The 20,947-nt window shown below is 72.8% G+C and carries 17 protein-coding genes and 2 pseudogenes; 5 read left to right on the top strand and 14 right to left on the bottom strand.

Annotated features, from left to right (window positions below):
* Positions 1–114, top strand: a pseudogene (locus LZ495_RS28235) (IS5/IS1182 family transposase); the annotation flags it as partial.
* A gap of 7 nt (positions 115–121) precedes the next feature.
* Here LZ495_RS28235 and LZ495_RS28230 read toward each other — a convergent pair.
* Both LZ495_RS28230 and LZ495_RS28225 read right to left on the bottom strand, forming a co-directional pair.
* Positions 122–3,352 (bottom strand): annotated as a pseudogene (locus LZ495_RS28230) (HAMP domain-containing protein); the annotation flags it as partial.
* A 254-nt stretch (positions 3,353–3,606) separates the two neighbouring features.
* Positions 3,607–4,137 (bottom strand): MarR family winged helix-turn-helix transcriptional regulator, encoded by a 531-nt coding sequence (locus LZ495_RS28225; RefSeq protein WP_235055739.1) that lies wholly within the window; start codon positions 4,135–4,137, stop codon positions 3,607–3,609.
* Between the two features lie 62 nt (positions 4,138–4,199).
* On the opposite strand from LZ495_RS28225, the gene LZ495_RS28220 reads away from it, so the two are divergent.
* The 3 genes from LZ495_RS28220 to LZ495_RS28210 all read left to right on the top strand — a co-directional run bounded on the left by LZ495_RS28220 (position 4,200) and on the right by LZ495_RS28210 (position 7,165).
* Complete coding sequence (locus tag LZ495_RS28220) at positions 4,200–5,390, top strand: PP2C family protein-serine/threonine phosphatase (protein ID WP_235055738.1); 1,191 nt, start codon at positions 4,200–4,202, stop codon at positions 5,388–5,390.
* Positions 5,391–5,557: 167 nt separating this feature from the next.
* A complete protein-coding gene (locus LZ495_RS28215; protein ID WP_235055737.1) occupies positions 5,558–6,640 on the top strand; it encodes a carboxylate-amine ligase in 1,083 nt (360 codons plus the stop codon).
* A 213-nt stretch (positions 6,641–6,853) separates the two neighbouring features.
* Positions 6,854–7,165 carry a chaplin gene (locus tag LZ495_RS28210; RefSeq protein ID WP_235055748.1) on the top strand — a complete coding sequence of 104 codons (312 nt, stop codon included), beginning with the start codon at positions 6,854–6,856 and terminating at the stop codon, positions 7,163–7,165.
* A 190-nt stretch (positions 7,166–7,355) separates the two neighbouring features.
* Here LZ495_RS28210 and LZ495_RS28205 read toward each other — a convergent pair whose 3' ends face one another.
* The 11 genes from LZ495_RS28205 to LZ495_RS28155 all read right to left on the bottom strand — a co-directional run bounded on the left by LZ495_RS28205 (position 7,356) and on the right by LZ495_RS28155 (position 18,011).
* Positions 7,356–8,483 (bottom strand): right-handed parallel beta-helix repeat-containing protein, encoded by a 1,128-nt coding sequence (locus tag LZ495_RS28205; RefSeq protein ID WP_235055736.1) that lies wholly within the window; start codon positions 8,481–8,483, stop codon positions 7,356–7,358.
* Positions 8,429–9,877, bottom strand: coding sequence for an acetyl-CoA carboxylase biotin carboxylase subunit (locus LZ495_RS28200; protein ID WP_235055735.1), 1,449 nt, complete (start codon positions 9,875–9,877; stop codon positions 8,429–8,431). The genes LZ495_RS28205 and LZ495_RS28200 overlap by 55 nt, the downstream gene beginning before the upstream one ends.
* Positions 9,878–9,881: 4 nt before the next feature.
* Complete coding sequence (locus tag LZ495_RS28195) at positions 9,882–10,439, bottom strand: acetyl-CoA carboxylase biotin carboxyl carrier protein (protein ID WP_235055734.1); 558 nt, start codon at positions 10,437–10,439, stop codon at positions 9,882–9,884.
* 14 nt (positions 10,440–10,453) lie between these two features.
* On the bottom strand, positions 10,454–12,295 hold the full coding sequence (gene accA, locus LZ495_RS28190; RefSeq protein WP_235055733.1) for an acetyl-CoA carboxylase carboxyl transferase subunit alpha: 1,842 nt from the start codon (positions 12,293–12,295) through the stop codon (positions 10,454–10,456).
* A 42-nt stretch (positions 12,296–12,337) separates the two neighbouring features.
* A complete protein-coding gene (locus tag LZ495_RS28185) occupies positions 12,338–12,673 on the bottom strand; it encodes a TcmI family type II polyketide cyclase (RefSeq protein ID WP_235055747.1) in 336 nt (111 codons plus the stop codon).
* 114 nt (positions 12,674–12,787) lie between these two features.
* Entirely contained in the window at positions 12,788–13,273 is a 486-nt protein-coding gene (locus LZ495_RS28180; protein ID WP_235055732.1) for an SRPBCC family protein, read from the bottom strand.
* A 5-nt stretch (positions 13,274–13,278) separates the two neighbouring features.
* Positions 13,279–13,536, bottom strand: a complete 258-nt coding sequence (locus LZ495_RS28175; protein ID WP_235055731.1) for an acyl carrier protein — start codon at positions 13,534–13,536, stop codon at positions 13,279–13,281.
* A gap of 108 nt (positions 13,537–13,644) precedes the next feature.
* Complete coding sequence (locus LZ495_RS28170) at positions 13,645–14,877, bottom strand: beta-ketoacyl synthase N-terminal-like domain-containing protein (protein WP_235055730.1); 1,233 nt, start codon at positions 14,875–14,877, stop codon at positions 13,645–13,647.
* The gene (locus tag LZ495_RS28165; protein WP_235055729.1) at positions 14,874–16,172 is read right to left on the bottom strand and encodes a beta-ketoacyl-[acyl-carrier-protein] synthase family protein; all 1,299 of its coding nucleotides are present in this window, start codon (positions 16,170–16,172) and stop codon (positions 14,874–14,876) included. Before LZ495_RS28165 ends, LZ495_RS28170 begins: the two co-directional genes overlap by 4 nt.
* Positions 16,169–16,660, bottom strand: coding sequence for a cupin domain-containing protein (locus LZ495_RS28160; protein WP_235055728.1), 492 nt, complete (start codon positions 16,658–16,660; stop codon positions 16,169–16,171). The genes LZ495_RS28165 and LZ495_RS28160 overlap by 4 nt, the downstream gene beginning before the upstream one ends.
* Before the next feature lie 148 nt (positions 16,661–16,808).
* Positions 16,809–18,011, bottom strand: a complete 1,203-nt coding sequence (locus LZ495_RS28155) for a SchA/CurD-like domain-containing protein (RefSeq protein WP_235055727.1) — start codon at positions 18,009–18,011, stop codon at positions 16,809–16,811.
* Between the two features lie 168 nt (positions 18,012–18,179).
* On the opposite strand from LZ495_RS28155, the gene LZ495_RS28150 reads away from it, so the two are divergent.
* Positions 18,180–20,114, top strand: coding sequence for an FAD-dependent oxidoreductase (locus LZ495_RS28150; RefSeq protein ID WP_235055726.1), 1,935 nt, complete (start codon positions 18,180–18,182; stop codon positions 20,112–20,114).
* An 18-nt stretch (positions 20,115–20,132) separates the two neighbouring features.
* Here LZ495_RS28150 and LZ495_RS28145 read toward each other — a convergent pair whose 3' ends face one another.
* Positions 20,133–20,792: a class F sortase gene (locus LZ495_RS28145; RefSeq protein WP_235055725.1), complete on the bottom strand. Its 660-nt coding sequence runs from the start codon at positions 20,790–20,792 to the stop codon at positions 20,133–20,135.
* Between the last annotated feature and the right edge of the window lie 155 nt (positions 20,793–20,947).

Raw genomic sequence — 20,947 nt, 5'->3', positions numbered from 1 at the left:
TTCAACCGCCTCAAGCACTTCCGCGGCATCGCCACCCGCTACGACAAGACCGCCACCTCCTACGAAGCAGCCGTCACCCTCGCCGCAACACTCCTCTGGCTCCAACCACATTGAAGACAGGGCCTAGTCCGGTGCCGCCGTACTTGCGGCTGGTGGTGCCGTCGGCCTGCTGGAACGCCCCGAAGATGGTCTCCAGTTGGTGTTCGGAGATGCCGATGCCGGTGTCCGTGACCCGGAAGGCCAGGACCGGTCCCTGGCTCGGTACGGCGCTCGGCCGCTCGGCGTCCGCGACGACGTCGATGTGCAGCTCCACGCTGCCGTGTTCGGTGAACTTGACGGCGTTGGACAGCAGGTTGCGCAGGACCTGGCGAAGGCGTGCGCCGTCGGTGAGGAGGTCGTCCGGGACGCCCGGTGCGGTGGTGACGGTGAACCCGAGGTGCTTCTGGGTGGTCATCGGGCGGAAGGTGGCCTCGACGTACTCCAACAGGCCGCGCAGCGGTACGCGTTCCCAGGTGAGGTCCATCTTCCCGGCCTCGACCTTGGACAGGTCGAGGATGTCGTTGATGAGCTGGAGCAGGTCGGAGCCGGCGGAGTGGATGATGCTCGCGTACTCGACCTGCTTGGCCGTCAGGTTGCGCGTCGGGTTCTGGGCGAGCAGTTGGGCGAGGATGAGGAGGCTGTTGAGCGGGGTGCGGAGTTCGTGGCTCATGTTGGCCAGGAACTCCGACTTGTAGGTGGAGGCCAAGGTCAACTGCTGGGCGCGGTCCTCCAGTTCCTGCCGGGCCTGTTCGATCTGCAGGTTCTTGGCTTCGATGTCGCGGTTCTGGGTGGCCAGCAGCGCCGCTTTGTCGCCGAGTTCGGCGTTGGAGCGCTGCAGTTCCTCCTGCTGGTCCTGGAGTTCCTCGGAGCGGGCCTGGAGTTCGGTGGCGAGGCGCTGGGATTCCCCGAGGAGTTCGTCGGTGCGGGCGTTGGCGACGATCGTGTTGACGTTGACGCCGACCGTCTCCATCAGCTGGTCCAGGAAGTCGCGGTGGACGGGAGTGAAGCGTCCGGGCGAGGCGAGTTCGATGACGCCGAGCACCTGCTCGTCCACGACGATGGGCAGCACGAGCAGTTCGGCGGGTGCGGCGCGGCCCATGCCGGAGGAGATCAGGTAGCCGTCGGGGACCTGCTCCATGGCGATGGTGCGCCGGCTGCGGGCTGCTTGGCCGACGAGGGTGCGGCCGACCGGGATGTGGGCGGTGGCCGGGCTGTCGACCGGGAAGCCGTAGGAGCCGACGAGGGTGAGCGAGACGCCGCCGGGGGCATCCTCGGCGAGGTAGAAGGCGCCGTACTGGGCGGCGACCAGCGGGGTCAGTTCGTCCATCACGAGGTCGGCGACGATCGACAGGTCGCGGTGGCCCTGCATGAGGCCGGAGATGCGGGCGAGGTTCGACTTGAGCCAGTCCTGCTCCTGGTTGGCCCGGGTGGTCTCGCGGAGCGACCCGACCATCGCGTTGATGTTGTCCTTGAGTTCGGCGACCTCGCCGGACGCGTCGACGGTGATGGAGCGGGTGAGGTCGCCCTCGGCGACGGCGCTGGCGACCTCGGCGATCGCGCGGACCTGGCGGGTGAGGTTGCCGGCGAGTTCGTTGACGTTCTCGGTGAGCCGTTTCCAGGTGCCCGAGACGCCTTCGACCTCGGCCTGGCCGCCGAGGCGTCCTTCACTGCCGACCTCGCGGGCGACGCGGGTGACCTCGGCGGCGAAGGAGGACAGCTGGTCGACCATCGTGTTGATGGTGGTCTTGAGCTCGAGGATCTCGCCGCGGGCGTCGACGTCGATCTTCTTCGACAGGTCGCCGTTGGCGACGGCGGTGGTGACGAGGGCGATGTTGCGGACCTGGCCGGTGAGGTTGTTCGCCATGGAGTTGACGTTGTCCGTGAGGTCTTTCCACGTGCCGGCCACGTTGGGGACGCGGGCCTGGCCGCCGAGCATGCCCTCGGTGCCGACCTCGCGGGCCACCCGGGTCACCTCGTCCGCGAAGGCGGACAGCGTGTCGACCATGGTGTTGATGACGCCCGCGAGTGCGGCGACTTCGCCCTTCGCCTCGACGGTGATCTTCTGCGACAGGTCGCCGCGGGCGACCGCGGTGGCGACCTGCGCGATGGAGCGGACCTGGCCGGTGAGGTTGGACGCCATGACGTTGACGTTGTCGGTCAGGTCCTTCCACGTCCCGGACACGCCGCGGACGGTGGCCTGCCCGCCGAGGTTCCCCTCGGTGCCGACCTCGCGGGCCACCCGGGTCACCTCGTCGGCGAACGCGGAGAGCTGGTCGACCATCGTGTTGATGGTCTCCTTGAGTTCGAGGATCTCGCCGCGCGCGTCCACCCGGATCTTCTGCGAGAGGTCGCCCTTGGCGACCGCGGTGGTCACCTGGGCGATGGAGCGGACCTGCGCGGTCAGGTTGTCCGCCATGAAGTTGACCGAGTCGGTGAGGTCGCGCCAGGTCCCGGACACGCCCTTGACGTCGGCTTGCCCGCCGAGTTGGCCATCGGTGCCGACTTCGCGGGCCATCCGGGTGACTTCGTCGGCGAACGAGGAGAGCTGGTCGACCATCGTGTTGATGGTGTTCTTCAGTTCGAGGATCTCGCCGCGCGCGTCGACGGTGATCTTCTGCGACAGGTCGCCCTTCGCGACGGCGGTGGCGACCTGGGCGATGGAGCGGACCTGGATGGTGAGGTTGCCGGCCATGAAGTTGACCGAGTCGGTGAGGTCGCGCCAGGTCCCCGACACGCCCTTGACGTCCGCTTGGCCGCCGAGCAGGCCGTCGGTGCCCACTTCGCGGGCCATCCGGGTGACCTCGTCGGCGAACGAGGAGAGCTGGTCGACCATGGTGTTGACGGTGTTCTTCAGCTCGAGGATCTCGCCGCGCGCGTCGACGGTGATCTTCTGCGACAGGTCGCCCTTGGCCACCGCGGTGGCGACCTCGGCGATGTCGCGGACCTGGGTGGTGAGGTTGCCCGCCATCGCGTTCACCGAGTCGGTCAGGTCCGCCCAGGTCCCGGAGACGCCGGGGACCTCCGCCTGGCCGCCGAGCCGGCCTTCGCTGCCGACCTCGCGGGCCACCCGGGTGACTTCGGAGGTGAACAGGGCCAACTGGTCGACCATGCCGTTGAAGACGGTCGAGATCTCGCCCAGCAGCCCGTCCGCGCCGTCCGGGAGCCGGGTGCCGAAGTCGCCGTCCCGTACCGCGGTGAGTCCGGCCAGCAGGCGGCGGAGCTCCGGCTCGCCGACCCCGGCCGCCGCCACCCGCGCCGTGCTCGCCTGCGGCACCGTGCCCTTCCTTGTCCGGTTGCCGCTGCTCGCACCCATGCCTGCCTCCGTCCGGATGCGAGCCCGTGCGCCTGTTGGCGCGAGGTGCCCGCCCGCGGCGGGGCCCGGAGGCCCTCGCCGCACGCCATCATTGCCCAATGGCAACAACGCACGCGACCAGTTCACGCACGTGCGGGCCGATTCCGGGCAGCGTCCACGTGTCCGGCCATACCTGGCGCACCCCGCTGTGACGCCGGGTGGCACCGTACGCTTAACTGTTGCCCTATGGCAACGATAGGGTCGGGGTGTGGTCCTCAGGCGAATCGCCGGGACGGTGCGTCCTGCGCGCCGTCGCCGGTGTCCGAACCGGTGCGCGACGCGTGGCCCGCGGCGCGCCGGAAGGACTCCATGCCCGCGACCAGGGCCTCGCGGTCCGCAGCGGGCATTTTGCTCAGCGTCTCCACGAGATCCTCGACGCGCCGGGCCCGGATGGCCTCCATCAGCGACTCGCCGTCGAACGTCAGCGCGACCACCACTTTGCGGCGGTTGTGCTCGTCCATATCGCGGGTCACCAGGCCCGCGGAATCGAGGCGGTCGCAGAGCCGGCTCGCCACCGACGACACGGTGCCCATCTCCTGCGCCAGCCCGTGCAGCGAGATTCCCCGGGACCGATGGATGATGGTCAGGGCCCGCAGCTGGGTCGGGGAGACCGTGGTGCCGAACGCCTCCTGAGCCCGCCCCCACACCGTGCTCAGCGACTCCAACGTCTCGGCGAGCACCCCGGCGGCCTCCGCGGCGCCGACGCCCGGAGAACGACGGCCTCGCTGCCCTTGTCTTTCGTCCATGGTTCTCCTCACTCTGTCATGCCGCGTCGCGGGCCGGAACCGCGCCGCCGGAAGGGACCCCGGTGACCGCCGCCGACCGCCTCCTCGTCCTCCAGCGCGCCCTGCGGGCTGCGTCCCCGCAGGACGTCGTCACCGCCCTGTCCCGGGTGCTCGCCGAGGAATTCGGCGTCACCTCGTGCACGCTGCTGCTCGCCGACTACGGCATCAGCGCCCTGCAGCCGTTCGGACGCGAGGTCTCGCCCGGCTCCGCGGTGCCCGTCGCGGGCACCCCGGCAGGGCGCGCCTTCATGGCCCCGGAGCAGATCCGCACCGCCCCGGCGCACGGCGACCCGCACGAGACGCTCTACCTGCCGGTGTCCGTCCGCGGCGACCGGCTCGGCGTCCTGCGCGTCGTCCGGCCGGCCGACGGCGACGCGGCTCCGGCCGAAGAACTGGCCGAGGCCGCCCAGGCGCTCGCCCACGAACTCCTCGCCGCCGATCCGGCCACCGACGTCTTCCAGCAGACCCGCCGGCTGCGCCGCCTCACGCTGGCCGCGGAAATGCAGTGGGACCTGCTGCCCGGCCGGTCCTGCGAGCGCCCCGAGTTCTCCATGGGGGCGCAGCTCGAGCCCGCGTACGCCGTGCGCGGCGACAACTTCGACTGGGCCGTGAACACCGGGACCCTCGCGGTCAGCGTCACCAACGGCATGGGGCACGGCGTGCAGGCGGCCTCCCTCACCGCGCTCGCGGTCGGCGCGCTGCGCAACGCCCGGCGCTCGGGAGCCGACCTGGCGGCCCAGGCGGACCTGGCCAACCAGGCCGTATGGTCGGCGCACACCGGAGACGCGTACCTGGCGAGCGTGCTGTTCGAGGTCGACTTGGCCACCGGCGAGGTCGACGCCATCGACGCGGGTTCTCCGCTCGTCCTGCGGATGCGCCACGGCCAGGTGGAGCGCGTCACCCTGGAGGCCCAGTTCGCCCTTGGCACTTTGGAGGACACGCGCTACGTCCCGGAGCGCTTCACCCTCGAGCCCGGCGACCGCCTCGTCGTCGTCAGCGACGGAGTCCACGACTACCGCTCGCCCGCGGACGAGATGTTCGGCACCCGGCGCCTGGCCGCCAGTGTCCGCGACCACCGCCTGCTTCCGGCCCCCGAGGCCGCCCGCTCGCTGCTGCGCGACCTCGCCCGGTTCCGCGGCGACCGCGACGCCGACGACGACGCCGTCGCCCTGTGCCTCGACTGGCGCGGCCGCCCCGCCGGCCCGGCGCACTGACGCGGCGGGCCGCATCCCCGGAACGGCTCGCAGCGGTCTGCGTGCGGCGGGCCCCGAGCCCGCCGCCGCGCCGCCGACGGTTGCCGGGCCGGTCCGCGGGCAGCGTCCGTCTGCGCGGGCCGCGGCTGCAGCCCGGGCCGGTACGGACGACAGCGCGGAGGAGACGGATGACGGTGCGCCTCGGGGTCGAAGAAGAGTTCCACATCGTGGACCTCGCCACAGGCATGCCGGTATCGGCCGCCCCGGGGCTGCTGGAGCTGCTGCCGGACCGGACCTTCGTCCGCGAACTGCAGCAGTCGGTCGTCGAGACGAACAGCCGCGTGCACGGCACCCTCGACGCGCTGCGCGCCGACCTCGCCGGGACGCGCCGGCTCCTGGCGGAGACCGCGGCCCCGCTGGGGCTCGGCGTCATTGCGGCCGGCGCTCCGCCGCTGTCGCGTACCGGCACCCTGGACGCGACACCGACGGCCCGGTACGAGCGGATCATGGAGGAGTACGCCGCCGTCGCGGACGAGCAGCAGATCTGCGCGGCGCAGGTGCACGCGGACGTCCCCGACCGGGACACCGGCGTCCGGGCGATGGCGTGGCTCGCGCCGTGGGCGCCGGTGCTGCTGGCGCTGTCCGCGAGTTCGCCGTTCTGGCTCGGCGCCGACACCGGGTACGCGAGCTGGCGCACCCTGGTGATGCAGCGCTGGCCCAGCTCGGGGCCGCCGGGTGCGTTCGCCTCGGCGGCGGAGTACGACGGCCTCGTCGACGAGCTGGTCCGGTCCGGCGTCATCACGGATCCGGGAATGGTCTACTTCGACATCCGGCCCTCGGCCCACCAGGACACGCTGGAACTGCGCATCTGCGACGCCTGCCCGCGGGTCGACACCGTCGTCATGATCGCGGGCCTGTTCCGGGCCCTGGTCGCCGATGCGTGCGCGGCGGTGCGGGACCGCCCGGCCGAGGCCGTACGCCCCGAGTGGCTGCGCGCCGCGACCTGGCGCGCGGCACGCTCGGGGCTGAGCGGCGACCTCCTCGACCCGCTGACCCGCACCGCGGCGCCCGCCCCTGAAGTCGTGCGCACGCTGCTGCAGCATGTGCGCGGGACGTTGGAAGGCAATGGCGACTGGGCCGAGGTCGCCGACCTCGCGGCCCGCGAACTCGCGGCCGGCGGCGCGGCCCAGCGCCTTCGCCGCGTGGCCGGCGACAAGGATCTGCAGGCGGTCGTCGGCACGTTGGCGACGGAAACCCGGGGACCGCACTGAGCGGCGCCGCCCCGCTCCGCAGCCGGACGACGACCGGAGTATTGCCGTTTTGTACGTGAATACCAGTTGATTATGGCAATACAAGAAACTTGCCCCTTTTGTGTGGCACCTGGGCGCGGGCGGTGACGAGGGCATCTGATGGTCGTTGCCTCTGGCGAGCGGCGCCCAGCCGGGACCGCTTCCAGGTGAAACGGAAAAGAGGCTCTTGTGAGCATGAAGAAGTCGGTCATCGTCGTGGGTGGCGCCGCCGCGCTGGTGCTGGGCGCTTCGGGTGCTGCGTTCGCGGGTTCCGAGGCGAACGGCGCGGCCGTCGGCTCGCCCGGTGTGCTGTCCGGCAACCTGATCCAGGTTCCGGTCCACGTCCCGGTCAACGCGTGCGGCAACACCGTCAGCGTGATCGGCGTCCTGAACCCGGCGTTCGGCAACTTCTGCGCCAACATCGACGGCGACCACCACGGCAAGCCCGGCATGATGCCGCAGCACGCGCCCGGCCACCACGGCGGCGGCCACGGCGGCAACTGGTAGTCGACCCGGCTTCCGGCCGACGACTGCGGCGGACGTCCTCCTCCTCCGCTCCGGACGTCGACCGCGTCGCGGGGTGCCCCGTGGTGACGGAACCCACTGCGGGAGCCGGTACACGAGGTGTGGGTGCGCGACCTCAAGGGTGGGTCGCGCACCCGTGCCCCGCCGCGTCAGTATCGGCGAATTGCGATTCTCAGCGGGGGAGCAGCCCGTCCCCGCGGCACAGGCCGGCGGGCTCCGAGTGTCCGCAGACGTTGCCCAGGTACGTGTTGCCGGTTGCCCTCGGGTCCCGTTCTGCCAGGTCGGCCGGGTCGTTGCGGGCGAGGGTGTTTCCGGTGACCCGATGGAACGACGTGCCGTCGCCGGCGAAGCTCGGGACCATGACGATGCCGCCGGACATCGGGGAGTCGCCGCGGTGGCCGGTGATGCGGTTCGCGGTGACGCGTGCTTGCTGGGTGCCCGTGAGGACGATGCCGGAGCCCTGGATGTGGGCGATGTACTGGTTGCCGGGGCAGTAGCGGTTGTTGTCGGCCATGGTGTTGCCGACGATGTCGACGTCGCCGGCGACGGGTCGGGTCTCGTCGCCGACGAGGAACACGCCGGCGCAGTTGCCGGTCATCTCGTTGCCGGTGACGGCGGTGTGGCGGGTTCGGCGCAGGTGGACGCCGATGCGGTTGCCGGTGGAGTGGTTCCGTGCGACGACGGTGCCGGGGGCGGTGGTTTCGTCGGCGACGAACAGCCCCGATTGGCCGTTGGATTCGGTGGTGTTCCCGGTGAACAAGCCGTGCCGGGAGAACTCCTGGCCGATGCCGTGTTCGCCGTTGCCGCGGGCGTGCACGCCGGATACGGACAGGGCGTGGGCGTACCGGCCGATGACACCGGTCTTGCGGAAGCCGGTGACGGTCACGTCCTCGATGCGGACCCCGGCGACCGGGTCGTCGGCGGTGCCGAAGATGCAGACGCCGTGGCCGGCCGCGGCGCAGGGGGTCGCCGCGGCGGTGGCAGCCGGGGTGAGGACGGCCGTGGCGTCGCGGGGGCCGCGCAGGGTCACGTGGTCCGTCGCGATGTGCACGCTGCCGGGGTGGGTGCCGGCGGCGAGTTCGATGATGTCCCCGGGGCCGGCGGCGTCGACCGCGGCCTGGACCGACTCGCCGGGGCGGACGAGGTGGACGTTCGCGCCCGCGCGCACCTTCGGGTCTGCGTGGGCACCGGGTCCGAGGGTGATGGCCGCTGCCGGGATCAGGGCGGCGGCCAGGGCGTACCGGGTCAGGCGACGACGGAGGCGTCCGGGGCCGGGTCGGGGGGCGAGGTGTCGGGGCATGGCGTCGTGGCCGCCTTCTCGTGCGGAGTGGTCGGTGTGTCGTGCGTGGCGGGGGCTGCGGCGGCCACCAGGCCGGTCGTGTGGGCGGCCGCGGCGAATGCGGGGTGGGCGAGCATCTGCCGCAGGAAGGGGATGGTCGTGCGGACCCCGGCCCCGTCGACCCGGAACTCGGCGAGCGCGCGGTCCGCTCGTGCGCGGGCCTGCTCGCGGTCCGGTGCCCACACGACGACCTTGGCGACGAGCGAGTCGTAGTCCGGGCCGACGCGCCAGCCGGGGTAGGCGTGCGTGTCGACGCGCACGAACGGGCCACCGGGCGGCACGAATTCGGTGAGCGTGCCGGGGGTGGGGCGGAAATCGCGCTCGGGGTCCTCGGCGTTGACGCGGCATTCGATCGCGGAGCCCCGGACCGCGACGTCCTCCTGGCGGAGGCTCAGGGGTTCTCCGGCGGCGATGCGCAGTTGCTCCTGCACCAGGTCGATGCCCGTGGTCATCTCGGTCACCGGGTGTTCCACCTGGAGGCGGCAGTTCACCTCCATGAGGTGGAAGTCCTGCGCCGGGGAGACCACGAACTCGAAGGTGCCCGCGCCGGTGTACCCGACGGCCAGGGCACCGCGCAGCGCGGCGTCGCACATCGCGGCACGGGTGCCCTCGTCGAGGGCGGGGGCGGGGGCCTCCTCGATCAGCTTCTGGTGGCGGCGTTGGACGGAGCAGTCGCGTTCGCCGAGGTGCACCGCCCTGCCGTACAGGTCGCAGAGAATCTGGACCTCGATGTGCCGCGCGTCGTCGACGAACTTCTCCAGGTACACGCGTTCGTCGCCGAACACGGCACGGGCGTGGGCACGCGTCTCGGTGTACGCCGAAGCCAGGTCCGCGGGGTCGCGCACGACGCGCATGCCGCGGCCGCCGCCTCCGGCGACGGCCTTGAGGATCACCGGGTAGCCGATCTCCGCGGCGAGGCACGCGGCTTCGCCCGCGGAGGTCAGCGCGCCGCTGCTGCCCGGCAGCACGGGCAGGCCGGCCTCGGCCATGGCGGCGCGCGCCTCGGCCTTGTCGCCGAGCCGCTGCATCACTTGGGGGGACGGCCCGATGAAGGTGATGCCGTGGGTTGCGCATACCTCGGCGAAGTCGGGGTCCTCGGAGAGGAATCCGTAGCCGGGGTGGATGGCCTCGGCACCGGTGATCCGCGCCGCCTCGATGATCGCCGGGATGCTCAGGTAGCTGGATCGCGCGGTAGGCGGGCCGATGTGGACCGACGCGTCGGCGCAGCGCACGGCGGCCGACTCGCGGTCGGCGGTGGAGTACGCGACGACGCTGCGGACTCCGGCCTCCCGGCAGGCGCGTACGACCCGCAGGGCGATCTCTCCGCGGTTGGCGACGAGCACGGTGGAGAACACGGGGTCACCCCCGGCCGAGCGGATCGAGGGCGATCAGCGGCTCGTCGTACTCGACCGGCTGCGCGTCGCCGACCAGCATCTCGACCACGCGGCCCGCGACCGCGGACGTGATCGGGCTCATCATCTTCATCGCCTCGAGGATGCCGACCGTCTGGCCGGGCTGGACGATGTCGCCGACGCCGACGAAGGGACGTGCTCCGGGGTCGGGCGCGTGGTAGAAGGTGCCGACCATGGGAGAGCGGACGAACACCCCTGGGGCGGCGGTCGTCTCGGTGTCGGCGGCCGGCGGCTCGGCCGGCGCCTCGGCAGCGGCCACGCGTACCAGGGACACTTCACCCGCGCCCCATTCGATCTCGATCACGGTGTCGCCGGTCTGCATGCGGAAATGCCGCGGTGACGGGGCGGAGCCGACGGCCGGCTCGGCGGCGGCCGCGGCTTCCGCCGCACGGCGGCCCGGTGCCGTCCCGGTGGCCGGCTCTCCCTGGCCGGCCGTCGTGGTGTGCGCGTCCTCATACGTCGCGGGCGATGCTGCGGCGGCTTGTTCGGCGTCCTGGATGGCCATGTGCGTGCTCCTGCCTACGCATCGAGGTGGGGGTCGGCCGCGCCGGGTGCGGCTCCGATCCGGCGGTAGCGGTCCCGCCGTTCGCTGAGCAGTTGCTCGGGGGCCCGGTGCCGGAGTTCGGCGACCGCCGCGCACAGGGCGGCGCGCAGCAGCTCGGCGGCGCCCGCGGGGTCGGTGTGCGCACCGCCCAGGGGTTCGGGGACGATCGCGTCCACGACCCCGAGGTCGAGCAGGTCCCGCGGTCCCAGCCGCAGGGCGTCGGCGGCGGCGGGTGCGGCGGCGGGGTCCTTCCACAGGATCGCGGCGCAGCCCTCGGGACTGATGACGGAGTACACCCCGTGCTCGCAGATCAGGACGCGGTCGGCGACCGCCAGCGCGAGCGCCCCGCCGCTGCCGCCTTCGCCGGTCACGACGCTGACCACGGGGACGGGGAGGCGGGACATCAGGCGCAGGTTCTCCGCGATGGCCGCGGCCTGCCCGCCGCGTTCGGCGTCCAGGCCGGGGTCGGCGCCCGGGGTGTCGACGAGGGTGACCACCGGGAGGCCGAGCTTGGCCGCCAGGCGCATGAGCCGGGCCGCCTTCCGAAAGCCTGCCGGTGACGCCATGCCGAAGTTGCGGCGCCGGCGTTCGGCGAGGTCGTCGCCGCCCTTGTGGTGGCCGACCAGCATGACGGGACGACCGTCGAGCAGGCCGGGTCCGCCGACGACGGCGGGGCAGTCGGCGCCCATCCGGTCGCCGTGCAGCTCGTGGAAGTCCTCCAGCAGGCGCTCTGCGTAGTCGAGGGCGGACGGCCGCGCGGTGTGCCGCGCGAGGCGGACGGTCTCCCAGGCTGCGGAGCCGATGCCCTGCGCCGCGCCGCGGCCGGCCTGCGGCACAGTCGGCGTCGCGGGCGGCGGCCGTCGGTCCTCGGGGATCGTGCCCGCTCCGGTTCCCGTGTCCCGGCGGATCCCGTCGAGCCCCTGGGTGGCGTCGGGCGCGGAGCCGCCGTGCGACGGGGCGGCCGCGCCGACCCGGAGCAGGGCGCCCAGGGTCCGGCGCAGTTGGGTGCGCGGCACCACGGCGTCGACCATGCCGTGTTCGAGGAGGAACTCCGCGGTCTGGAAGCCGTCGGGAAGGCGCTGGCCGATGGTCTGCTCGATGACCCGCGGCCCGGCGAAGCCCATCCGCGCGCCGGGTTCGATGAGGATCACGTCGGCCAGGGTGGCGAAGGACGCGGCGACTCCACCGTACGTGGGGTCGGTCACGAGGGACACCACGAGGATCCCCGCCTCGTCGAGTTCGGCGAGCGCCTGGGCGGTCGTGGCCATCTGCATCAGCGACAGGGCACCCTCTTGCATCCGGGCGCCGCCGGACGCGGCGACGATCAGCAGGGGTGTCCGGGTGCGCAGGCTCGTCTGCGCGGCGTGGCAGACGAGCCTGCCGACCGCGCAGCCCAGGCTTCCGCCGAGGAACCGGAAGTCCATCGCCACGGCGACGACCGGACGGCCGTCGATCGTGCCGCGTACGGCGAGTGCCGCGTCGGCCATCCCGGTCGCCGCCCGTGCCTCGCCGAGGCGTTCGCGGTACGGCCTGGAGTCGACGAAGCCGAGGGGGTCCTCGGGCGCCGTCCGCTCGCCGCCCGGCAGGCCGGCCAGTGCGGTCTCCGAACCCGGGTCGAGCAGATGGTCCAGGCGCTGGCGGGCGGTCAGCCGGGCGTGTGCGCCGCAGTCCGGGCAGACGTGCTGGGCCCGGGCGAAGCGCTTTCCGTACACCAGGCCGGTGCACTCGGGGCAGCGCAACCACTCCGCGACCGAGGGCTTTTCGGTCGGGAGGGCGCCGGGGGGCAGGGTGTCAGGGTGGTGGTCAATCTCGACCATGAGTGTTCCTCCGGGTCCGGCGCGGGGCCGGGAGGTCGGCGGTCAGCTGTCGGACGGCCGCTCCCAGCGGTAGAACTCGCGGGCCATGGCGTCCTTCGGTCCGCGCCAGGTCCGCGGGTCGTACGCGCTGATATGCGTGGACAGCCGGTCGCTGACGGCGCGGAACTCCGGATGCCCGGTCAGTGCGGCGACGGCCTCGGCGGGGGGCCGATCGGCCTCGACGAGGTGCATATAGAGGTCCTCGCCGAAGTGGAAGAGGCTGCGGCCGGTGACGCCGACCAGCCCGGGCAGGTCGCCGCGGTCCGAGGCGGCGAAGATGTCGGCGACGTCGGCTGCGGCGTCCGGGCGCATGCGGGCGACGATCAGGCTGCGGTACACGGGCATGGCGGAGTCCTTCGCATCGGTACGGGGAGACTGCCGCCCGGCCGTACCCGCCCGGTCGGCGGCCGGGACGGCGCGGGTGGATGGCGGATACGGCCGGGGCGGCGCCGGTCACCCGATGGGGGCGGGTGCGGCGGTGAGGCCGAGTTCCTTCGCGCGCTGCTGGATCCGGTCGCGGATGATCTCCATCTGGACCCGCGAGTTGCGGTTGATGTTGTCGGTCATCCAGGCGTTGTCGACCGGCGCGGTGTCCTTCATCGAGAAGTCCTGCACCCAGCGCATGGCCACGCCGTCCGGCTCCTCGCGGTACTCCCAGCGGATGTGCATGTACTCGAACGGGCCGGTCTCCACCCGCTGCGCCCACACGGTGCGCCGGTCGCGGTCCGGTTCGCGTTCCGAGACCCAGCTCCAGACGTTGCCGTCCTTGTCGGGGTGCATCGTGAGGCGGAACGTGATCTTGTCGCCGTCGTGTTCGAGGATCTCGACGGAGGCGTACTCGGTGAACAGCTCGGTCCAGCGCTCGATGTCGTTGGTCATCTCCCAGACCAGGTCGAGCGGGGCGTTGACGATGATGGTGTTGTCGGTGTGTCCGGCCATCGGGCTCACACTCCGGAGGTGATCTGGGAGTTCACCAGGCTGACGAACTCGTGGGGGGTCTTGCAGCGCTCGGCATCGGGGCCGAGAGGCGTGTTGTGGTCGTGCTCGACCTCGCCCACCACGGCCATCAGGCCGAGCGAGTCCAGGCCGAAGTCGGCGAACTCGGCGTCGGGGCGGGATTCCATCTCGACAGGGTCGGCGGTGATGCCGGCTGCGGACTTCATGAGGGCGGCCAGGTCGTCGAAGCCGAAGGGCCCGTTCATGGGCGCGTCCTTTCGTGGGTGTGCACCGGGCTCCTCGCGGGGGCGGGGTACCGCGGTCGGTCAGGTCGGTCGGTTCGGTTCGGTCGGTCCGGTCGGGAGGTGCGGTGGTCAGGCGCCGCTGTCGCCGGCCCGCAGGACCAGCGCGGCGTTGCAGCCCATGAGGCCGCGGCTGAGCACGAGCGCGGTTCGCGCCGGAGTGGTGCGGGCGTGCCCGGTCACCAGGTCGATGTCGTGCTCGGTGGCGAAGACCCCGGGAGTCGGCGGGATGACGCCGTGCTGCATGGCCAGGACGGCGGCGGCGCAGTCCAGGACGGGTCCGCCGCAATAGGCGCGGCCGTAACCGGACTTGGGGGCGGTCACCGGCACGTCGGCGGCGTGCGGGCCGAGCGCGTCGGCGAGGGCGAGGACCTCCGCCTGGTCCGCGGCGGGCACGCCGAGTGCGTCGGCGAAGACCACGTCGATCTCGGACGGGGCGATGCGGGCCTGGGCCAGCGCCAGTCCGATCGCGCGGGCGAGGCCGTGCCGGGACCGGCTCCAGTCGCCGGTTCCGGTGAAGGTCGCGCCGTGCCCGGCGATGGTGGCCCGGACGGGAGCGCCGCGCCGGCGGGCTGCCTCGGCCTCCTCCAGGACCAGGACTGCGCCGCCCTCGGCGGGCGAGAAACCGCAGGCCGCGGAGTCGAACGGAAGGTACGCACGGCCCGGGTCGCGGGAAAGGCTCAGCTCCTGGTAGCCGAGCTGGCAGACCATCGAGTACGGCGCGATCGGCGCCTCCGCGGCACCCACGACCATGGCGTCCGCGCCGCGGGCGATCGAACGGGCGGCGTGCGCCACCGCGTCCAGGCCCCCGGCCTCGTCGTCGGCGAGCACCGCGCACGGCCCCTTGAAGCCGCCGCGGATGGAGATCTGCCCGGTGCTGGCCGCGTAGAACCACGCGATGGACTGGTAGGGCCCCACGGACCCGGGGCCGGTACTCCAGAGGTTCTGCAACTCGCGCTGGCCGAAAGCTCCGCCGCCCGAGCTGCTGGCGGTGGCCACCCCGACGGAGTACTCCGGGAGGTCCGGCAAGCCGGCGTCGGTCAGCGCCTGGTCGGCCGCGTGCAGCGCGAAGTGCGTGAACCGGTCGGTCTGCACGAGGAACTTGTCCTCGACCGTGCCGACCGGATCGAACTCGTCGACCAGGCCCGCCACGGCGAGCGGCAGGTCCGTGCAGCCGTCGCGGGTGATCCGCGCCAAGTGCGGGGTGCCCTCGCGTACGGCCTTCCAGAACACGTCGGTGCCGATGCCGTTGGGGGCGACCACACCCATGCCCGTGACGGCGGTGTGCCGGGGCCGGGTGCTCATCGCCGGGTCCTTCCGGTGCGGGTGGTGCTGTGCACGGACCGGCGGTCCAGGACGACGGCGGACTGGAAACCGCCGAAGCCGCTGCCGACCGACAACACGGTGTCGAGGGTCGCTTCCCGGGCGGTCCTCGGCACGTAGTCGAGGTCGCATTCCGGGTCGGACGTTTCGTAGTTCGCGGTGGGCGGGACGACGCCGTGCGCCATGGCGAGGGCGCAGGCGGCGACCTCGATGGCGCCGATGGCGCCGAGGGAGTGGCCGACCATGGACTTGATCGAGCTCATCGGGACCGACTTGGCGTGTTCGCCGAGCGCGAGCTTGACGGCCGCGGTCTCGTGCCGGTCGTTCTGCTGGGTGCCCGAGCCGTGCGCGTTGACGTAGTCGACGCACGCCGGGTCCAGGCGCGCGTCGTCCAGGGCGCAGCCGATCGCCTCGGCCATCTCCAGGCCTTCGCGGGTCAGGCCGGTCATGTGGTACGCGTTGCCGCGGGTGGCGAATCCGGCGATCTCGGCGTAGATGCGCGCGCCGCGCGCCCGGGCGCGGTCCAACTCCTCCAGGACCAGCACCGCCGAGCCTTCGCCCAGCACGAAGCCGTCGCGGTGCGCGTCGAACGGCCGCGAGGCGTGCGCCGGGTCGTCGTTGCGCGTCGAGGTCGCCTTGATGGCGTCGAAGCACGCGACCGTGATGGGCGAGATCGGCGAATCGGACGCTCCCGCGAGGCAGATGTCGGCGCGGCCGTCCTCGATGGCGTGGGCCGCGTAGCCGATCGCGTCCAGACCGGAAGTGCAGCCGGTGGACACGGTCTGCACCGGGCCCTGCGCACCGAACTCCTCGGCGACCTCGGAGGACAGTGCGGCGGGGGTGAAGGCACGCTGCAGGAACGGGTCCGCGGCGCGGTGGTCCACGTCCCAGCGCACGCCTTCCGCGGTCACCGCGACGTTGACGTAGTCGTGTTCGAGGCGAGTGGTGCCGCCCACTGCGGTGCCGAGGGAGACGCCGACGCGCCAGGGGTCCTCCGCGGCCAGGTCGAGCCCGCTGTCGGCCACCGCCTCGGCGGCGGCGACCAGGGCGAACTGGACGTAGCGGTCCGCGCGTTCGGCGCGTTCGGGAGTGATGCCGTGTGCCGCGGCGTCGAAGTCGCACTCGGCGGCGATCCGCGACCGGAACGGGGCCGGGTCGAAGAACGTGATGCCCCGGGTGGCCGTGCGGCCGGCGGTCAGCAGATCCCAGAAGGCGGGGACGCCCACGCCGCCGGGCGCGACGACGCCGACACCCGTGACCGCCACGCGGCGGTTCACGGCCCACCGCCGATGCCCGGATGCGACTCGTGCGGGTCGGCAAGTGCCTCGGTATCGACATGTCCGAGTTCCGGCTTGGGGGCGAGCGGCGCGAGCTGGAACACCATGCGCGCCTCTTCCCGGCCGGTGTTGCGGAACCGGTGGCGCATGTCCCGCGGGATCATCAGGCTCTGCTCGGCGCGGAGTTCGTGCGTGACGCCGTCCAGGTCCACTTCGAGGCTTCCGCACACCAGGTGCACGAACTCCTCGGAGTAGGGGTGGTAGTGCTCCGAGATGGTCTCCCCGGGAAGGAGGATGGCCAGGCCCATGAAGCCGCTGGTGGAACCGACCGTGGTGGGGCTCAGGGTGACCCGGAGGTCACCGCCGCGGCGTCGGTTGGGGGCCACCTCGTCCAGACTGACGACACGTACGCCGGTACCGGTGCACGGCCGGGCCTCGTGGAGCGCGGACTCCGCGTGCGGTGTGCCGGGGGTGGTGGGCGCGCTCATGCGGCAACCTCCAGGTGGTGTGCGGTGTGGCGCGCTCAAGGGCGCGCAGGGGTGAGGCAGGCGCGGGCGGCGTACGCCGGGGCGGCGGTGCCGCGCCACGGCGGTCTCGCCGGCGCCTGCCGGGCGGCGGAGCGAACCGGCGGTCGGCTCAGGAAGCGGTGGCGGCTCGCCGGTCGGTGACCGGGGTCATCTCGCTCGCGGCGTGCAGAAGCCGCAGCCCCGCGTCGTCCGTCAGATCGCCCTGGACGTCCAGGAGGCGGCCGAGGCGGGCGACCGCGTCGCGGTCGACGCCCAGCAGCGTCGCGGGATCCGGGTCCGGCACCGAGCGTACGTCGACCACGCGGACCAGGAGGTCCTGCCGCACGTAGATCGAACTCGCGGCGAGCAGGCCGTTGCGGTCGTTCAGGTCGGCCTCGTCGTGCCGGGCCAGCACCTGGGCGGCGGCGTCGGCGCATCCGGGGCGCACCGGGTAGAGGAACGCGGCACGGACCACCCCGTCACGGGGCGTCGCGGACACCTGGTGGAAGTCCTCGGCCAGCGCGGCGCGCATGAAGAACGCCCGCGCCCCCTCCGGGTCGTCCAAGTCGCGGGGCTCCGCCAGATGCGGGTTCAAGGCTTCCTCGGCGGCGCGGACCTGCGGCTGCCGCGCGACATGCTGGAGGGCCGCCCGCATGTCGCCGGCGATCTCCACGGCCCGGACGACGACGTTGCCGCGCATGAACACCGACGTGCGGTGCAGCGACGTCCTCTCGTCGACGTGCGGGTCGGGGGACTTGTATCCGGAGAGGATCCGGGCCACTTCGGCCTCGCTGCCGGGCTTGACCTCGAAGCTCAGTGCGCAGCGGACGACTTCGGGTTCGGCCGGCCGCTCGGCGCCCGATCGGGACGCCCGGCTCCGGGCCCGTGCGCCGGGCGCCGGCGACGGCCGTTCGGCGGCGGTACCCGGCCCGTGCGATCCGGTCTCGCGCGCGACCGAGTACCGCAGCGACCGCGTACCGCGGACGCAGCCGTGGAGCGGGAGGACCATGTCCTGGTGCTCGGGGCTGTTCACCCAGGTCAGGAACTCGTCCGCGCCGGCCCACTCGCTGGTGATCAGCCATTGGGTCGGATCCTCGATCGACTGGCACAGCTGATCGCGCAAATGGCCTGGTACCTGGGCGACTTGGTCGCGGATGCTCTCGTAGGCGGTCAGGAACCGCTCTTGCGAACCCTCGTGGATCTCCAGCATCAGCAGCACCCGGAGCTTTGTGCCTTCGGCATCCGGTCGCTGCTTGTCGCTGCGGTCGGCGGCGCGGTCGGTCGAGCGGTCGGACGCGACGCGTTCGGAATCGATTCGGACAGTGGTGTCCATGTCCATCCTTCGCTTTGTTCCCCCGATCCGAGGGTGGGCGCATGTCACGGCGACGGCACCTTTTCGGGGCATCCGGGTGACGCATTCCCCGGCGGGGTGCCTGCTGTTCCCCGACCGGGCACACGCCGGGATCGGCGAGATACGGGGGCTGAGCGAGAGGCGGGAACGATGAGTCCCGGTTACGACGAACGGGTTCCGGTTCTGGTGGCAGGCGGGTCCCTCGTGGGCTTGTCCGCGTCGGTGTTCCTCGGCCGGCTCGGCGTGCGGCACCTCGTGGTGGAACGGCACACCGGCACCTCGACACACCCTCGCGGGCGCGGCAACAACGTCCGCACCATGGAGCTGTTCCGCACCGCGGGAATCGAGCAGGGCATCCGTGCCGCCTCGGCGGTGCTGGCCGGCAACCACGGCATCCTGCAGGCCGACACGATCGCCGGCGCCGAACAGGAGTGGCTGGTCAAGGACATCGACCCGGGCGGCGGGCTGGCGAAGTTCTCGCCGAGCTCGTGGTGCCTGTGCAGCCAGAACGACCTGGAGCCGGTGCTCGTCCGGTACGCGGCCGAATTGGGCTCACCAGTCCGGTTCGGCACCGAACTGGTCGCATTCGACCAGGACCCCACCGGTGTGACCGCCGTCCTGGAAGACCGCGCCACCGGACAGCGACGCACCGTCCGGGCGGACTACCTCGTCGCCGCCGACGGCCCGCGCAGCCCGGTGCGGGAGCACCTCGGCATCGGCACCTCCGGCCCCGGCGACCTGTTCCACAACGTCAGCATCACCTTCACCTCGAAGCGGCTCGCCGAGTTCGTCGGCGACCGCCGCTTCATCGTCTGCTACCTGACGACCCCCCTCGGCGAGGGCGCGCTGCTGCCCGTCGACAACCTCGAACGGTGGGTCTTCCACGCGCCCTGGCATCCGGAGGAAGGCGAGCCGCTCGACGCCTTCACCGACGAACGCTGCATCGCGCACATCCGGGCCGCCGCGGGTGTCGCGGACCTGGACGTCCAGATCACCGGCACGGCCCCGTGGCACGCCGCCGAACGGGTGGCCGACCGCTACCGCGACGGGCGGGTGTTCCTCGCCGGCGACTCCGCGCACGAGATGTCACCCACCGGCGCATTCGGGTCCAACACCGGCATCCAGGACGCACACAACCTCGCCTGGAAACTCGCCGCCGTCCTGAACGGACACGCCCGCCCGGAACTGCTGGACAGCTACGAAGCCGAACGCCGGCCCGTCGCGCTGGCCACCGCTGCCCGGGCGTCCACCCGGTCGGCCGAGCACAGCCACCCCGGCTACGCCCCCACCGGCCCCGGCGGTCCCGGGCAGCCCGGCGGCGACGCCGCGCCGGCGCGACCGGACGGGCCTCCGAAGGGGTCCCCGGCCGAGCACCGGGACAGGCCTGACGCGGGGCGGCCACCGGGGGCCCCGGGGGCTGCCCCCGGCGGACCTCCCGGCGCAGGCCGCCCCGGTGGGCCTCCCGGCGCAGGCCGTCCTGGCGGGCCTCCCGGTGGGCCTCCGGGCGGCGCCGGGCGCCAACCGGGTGTGCTGGGCGTCGTGTTGGGCTACCGGTACACCGCCGGAGCCGTTGTCGGCGCCGACACCGACGCACCGGTGCTGCCCGAGGGGTTCCGGCCGCCGGACGGCGCGCCCGGCACGCGCGCCCCGCACCTGTGGGTCCGCCGGGAGGGCGAGCGGGTCTCGCTGCTGGACCTGTACGAGAGCCGTTTCGTGCTGCTCACCGGGGCCGGGACCGCAGGGCAGGCGTGGCGGCACGCGGCGACCGGCCTCGGCGCCGACATCGACGTGTACGGCCTGCAGCCGGACCGTGCCGGGATCTCGGCGGCCACCGCGGCCGACCTTGTCACCGACGAGGACGCCGATTGGGCCGACGTGCATGGCGTGCACCCGGGCGGCGCCGTGCTGGTACGTCCCGACGGATTCGTCGCGTGGCGCAGCCCGGACGCGGCGTCCGACTGCGGGCAGGTCCTGCGCGACGTCGCCGCTGCCCTGCGTCGCCGCTGCCCTGGCGCTGCGTACCGCGTGAACGACCGTGGGGCACGTCGGACGAGCCGACGTGCCCCACGGAGACCGGTCACATGATGCGCACGCGAACGAGGCTCAGCCGCCGGGCACCAGGTGGGCGAACACCACGACATTCTCGAGGTAGTCGCGCTTCTTCCTGTCGTATGCCCCGCCGCAGGTGATGAGCCGCAACTGCGCGTCCGGAGTGGGCCCGTAGACCCGCTCGTCCGGGAAGTCGCTCTTGGCGAACGACTCGACCGCGTCGACCTCGAACGCTGCGGTCTTGCCGTCCGCCCGGTCCACGGCGATCCTGTCGCCCTTCCCGAGGGATCCGAGACCCCAGAAGACCGCCGGGCCGGCCTTGGTGTCGACGTGCCCGAGCATGATCGCGGCACCCCGCGCGCCGGGGGCGACGCCGTCCTTGTACCAGCCGGCGAGGTTGCGGTTCGCGGCCGGAGGGACCGTCAGCACCCCCGAGGCGTCCAGACCGAGCCCGGTCACCGGGGCATCGACCTTGATCCGGGGAATGCGGATGCGCAGGGGAGGCGAAGCCTTCATCACGGACGGCGTCGCCTCCGCCGTCTGCGGCGCCGATGCCGCGGGCGCCGCCGGCGTGGCGGGCCGGGGGGCCGGTGCGGCGGACTGTGCTGCGGCAGGCTGCGGCGGGCCGCCGTCGTTCTGCAGGTCGTTGTCGACCATCAGCACACCCAGGGCCACCGCGGCCGCGGCGACGACTGCCATCTTCACGCGCCCCATGGGCCTGCCTTTCCGAGTGGGGAGTTCGCCACCCCGCCTGTGGGCCGCGACCGGCCCACGGCCTCAGGCGCGCGCCGATGTCCCGGATCATGCGCGTGTGCCGTGGGCGCCCCCGGGAGCGGCGGCCCCCGCCCACCGGCCCAGCGGCGCGCACG

Origin of the sequence: Yinghuangia soli (genome assembly GCF_021502675.1) — a bacterium.
Classification (GTDB): domain Bacteria; phylum Actinomycetota; class Actinomycetes; order Streptomycetales; family Streptomycetaceae; genus Yinghuangia; species Yinghuangia soli.
Note: the sequence above shows the minus strand (reverse complement) of the source record. Positions and strands in the feature narration are given on the sequence as shown.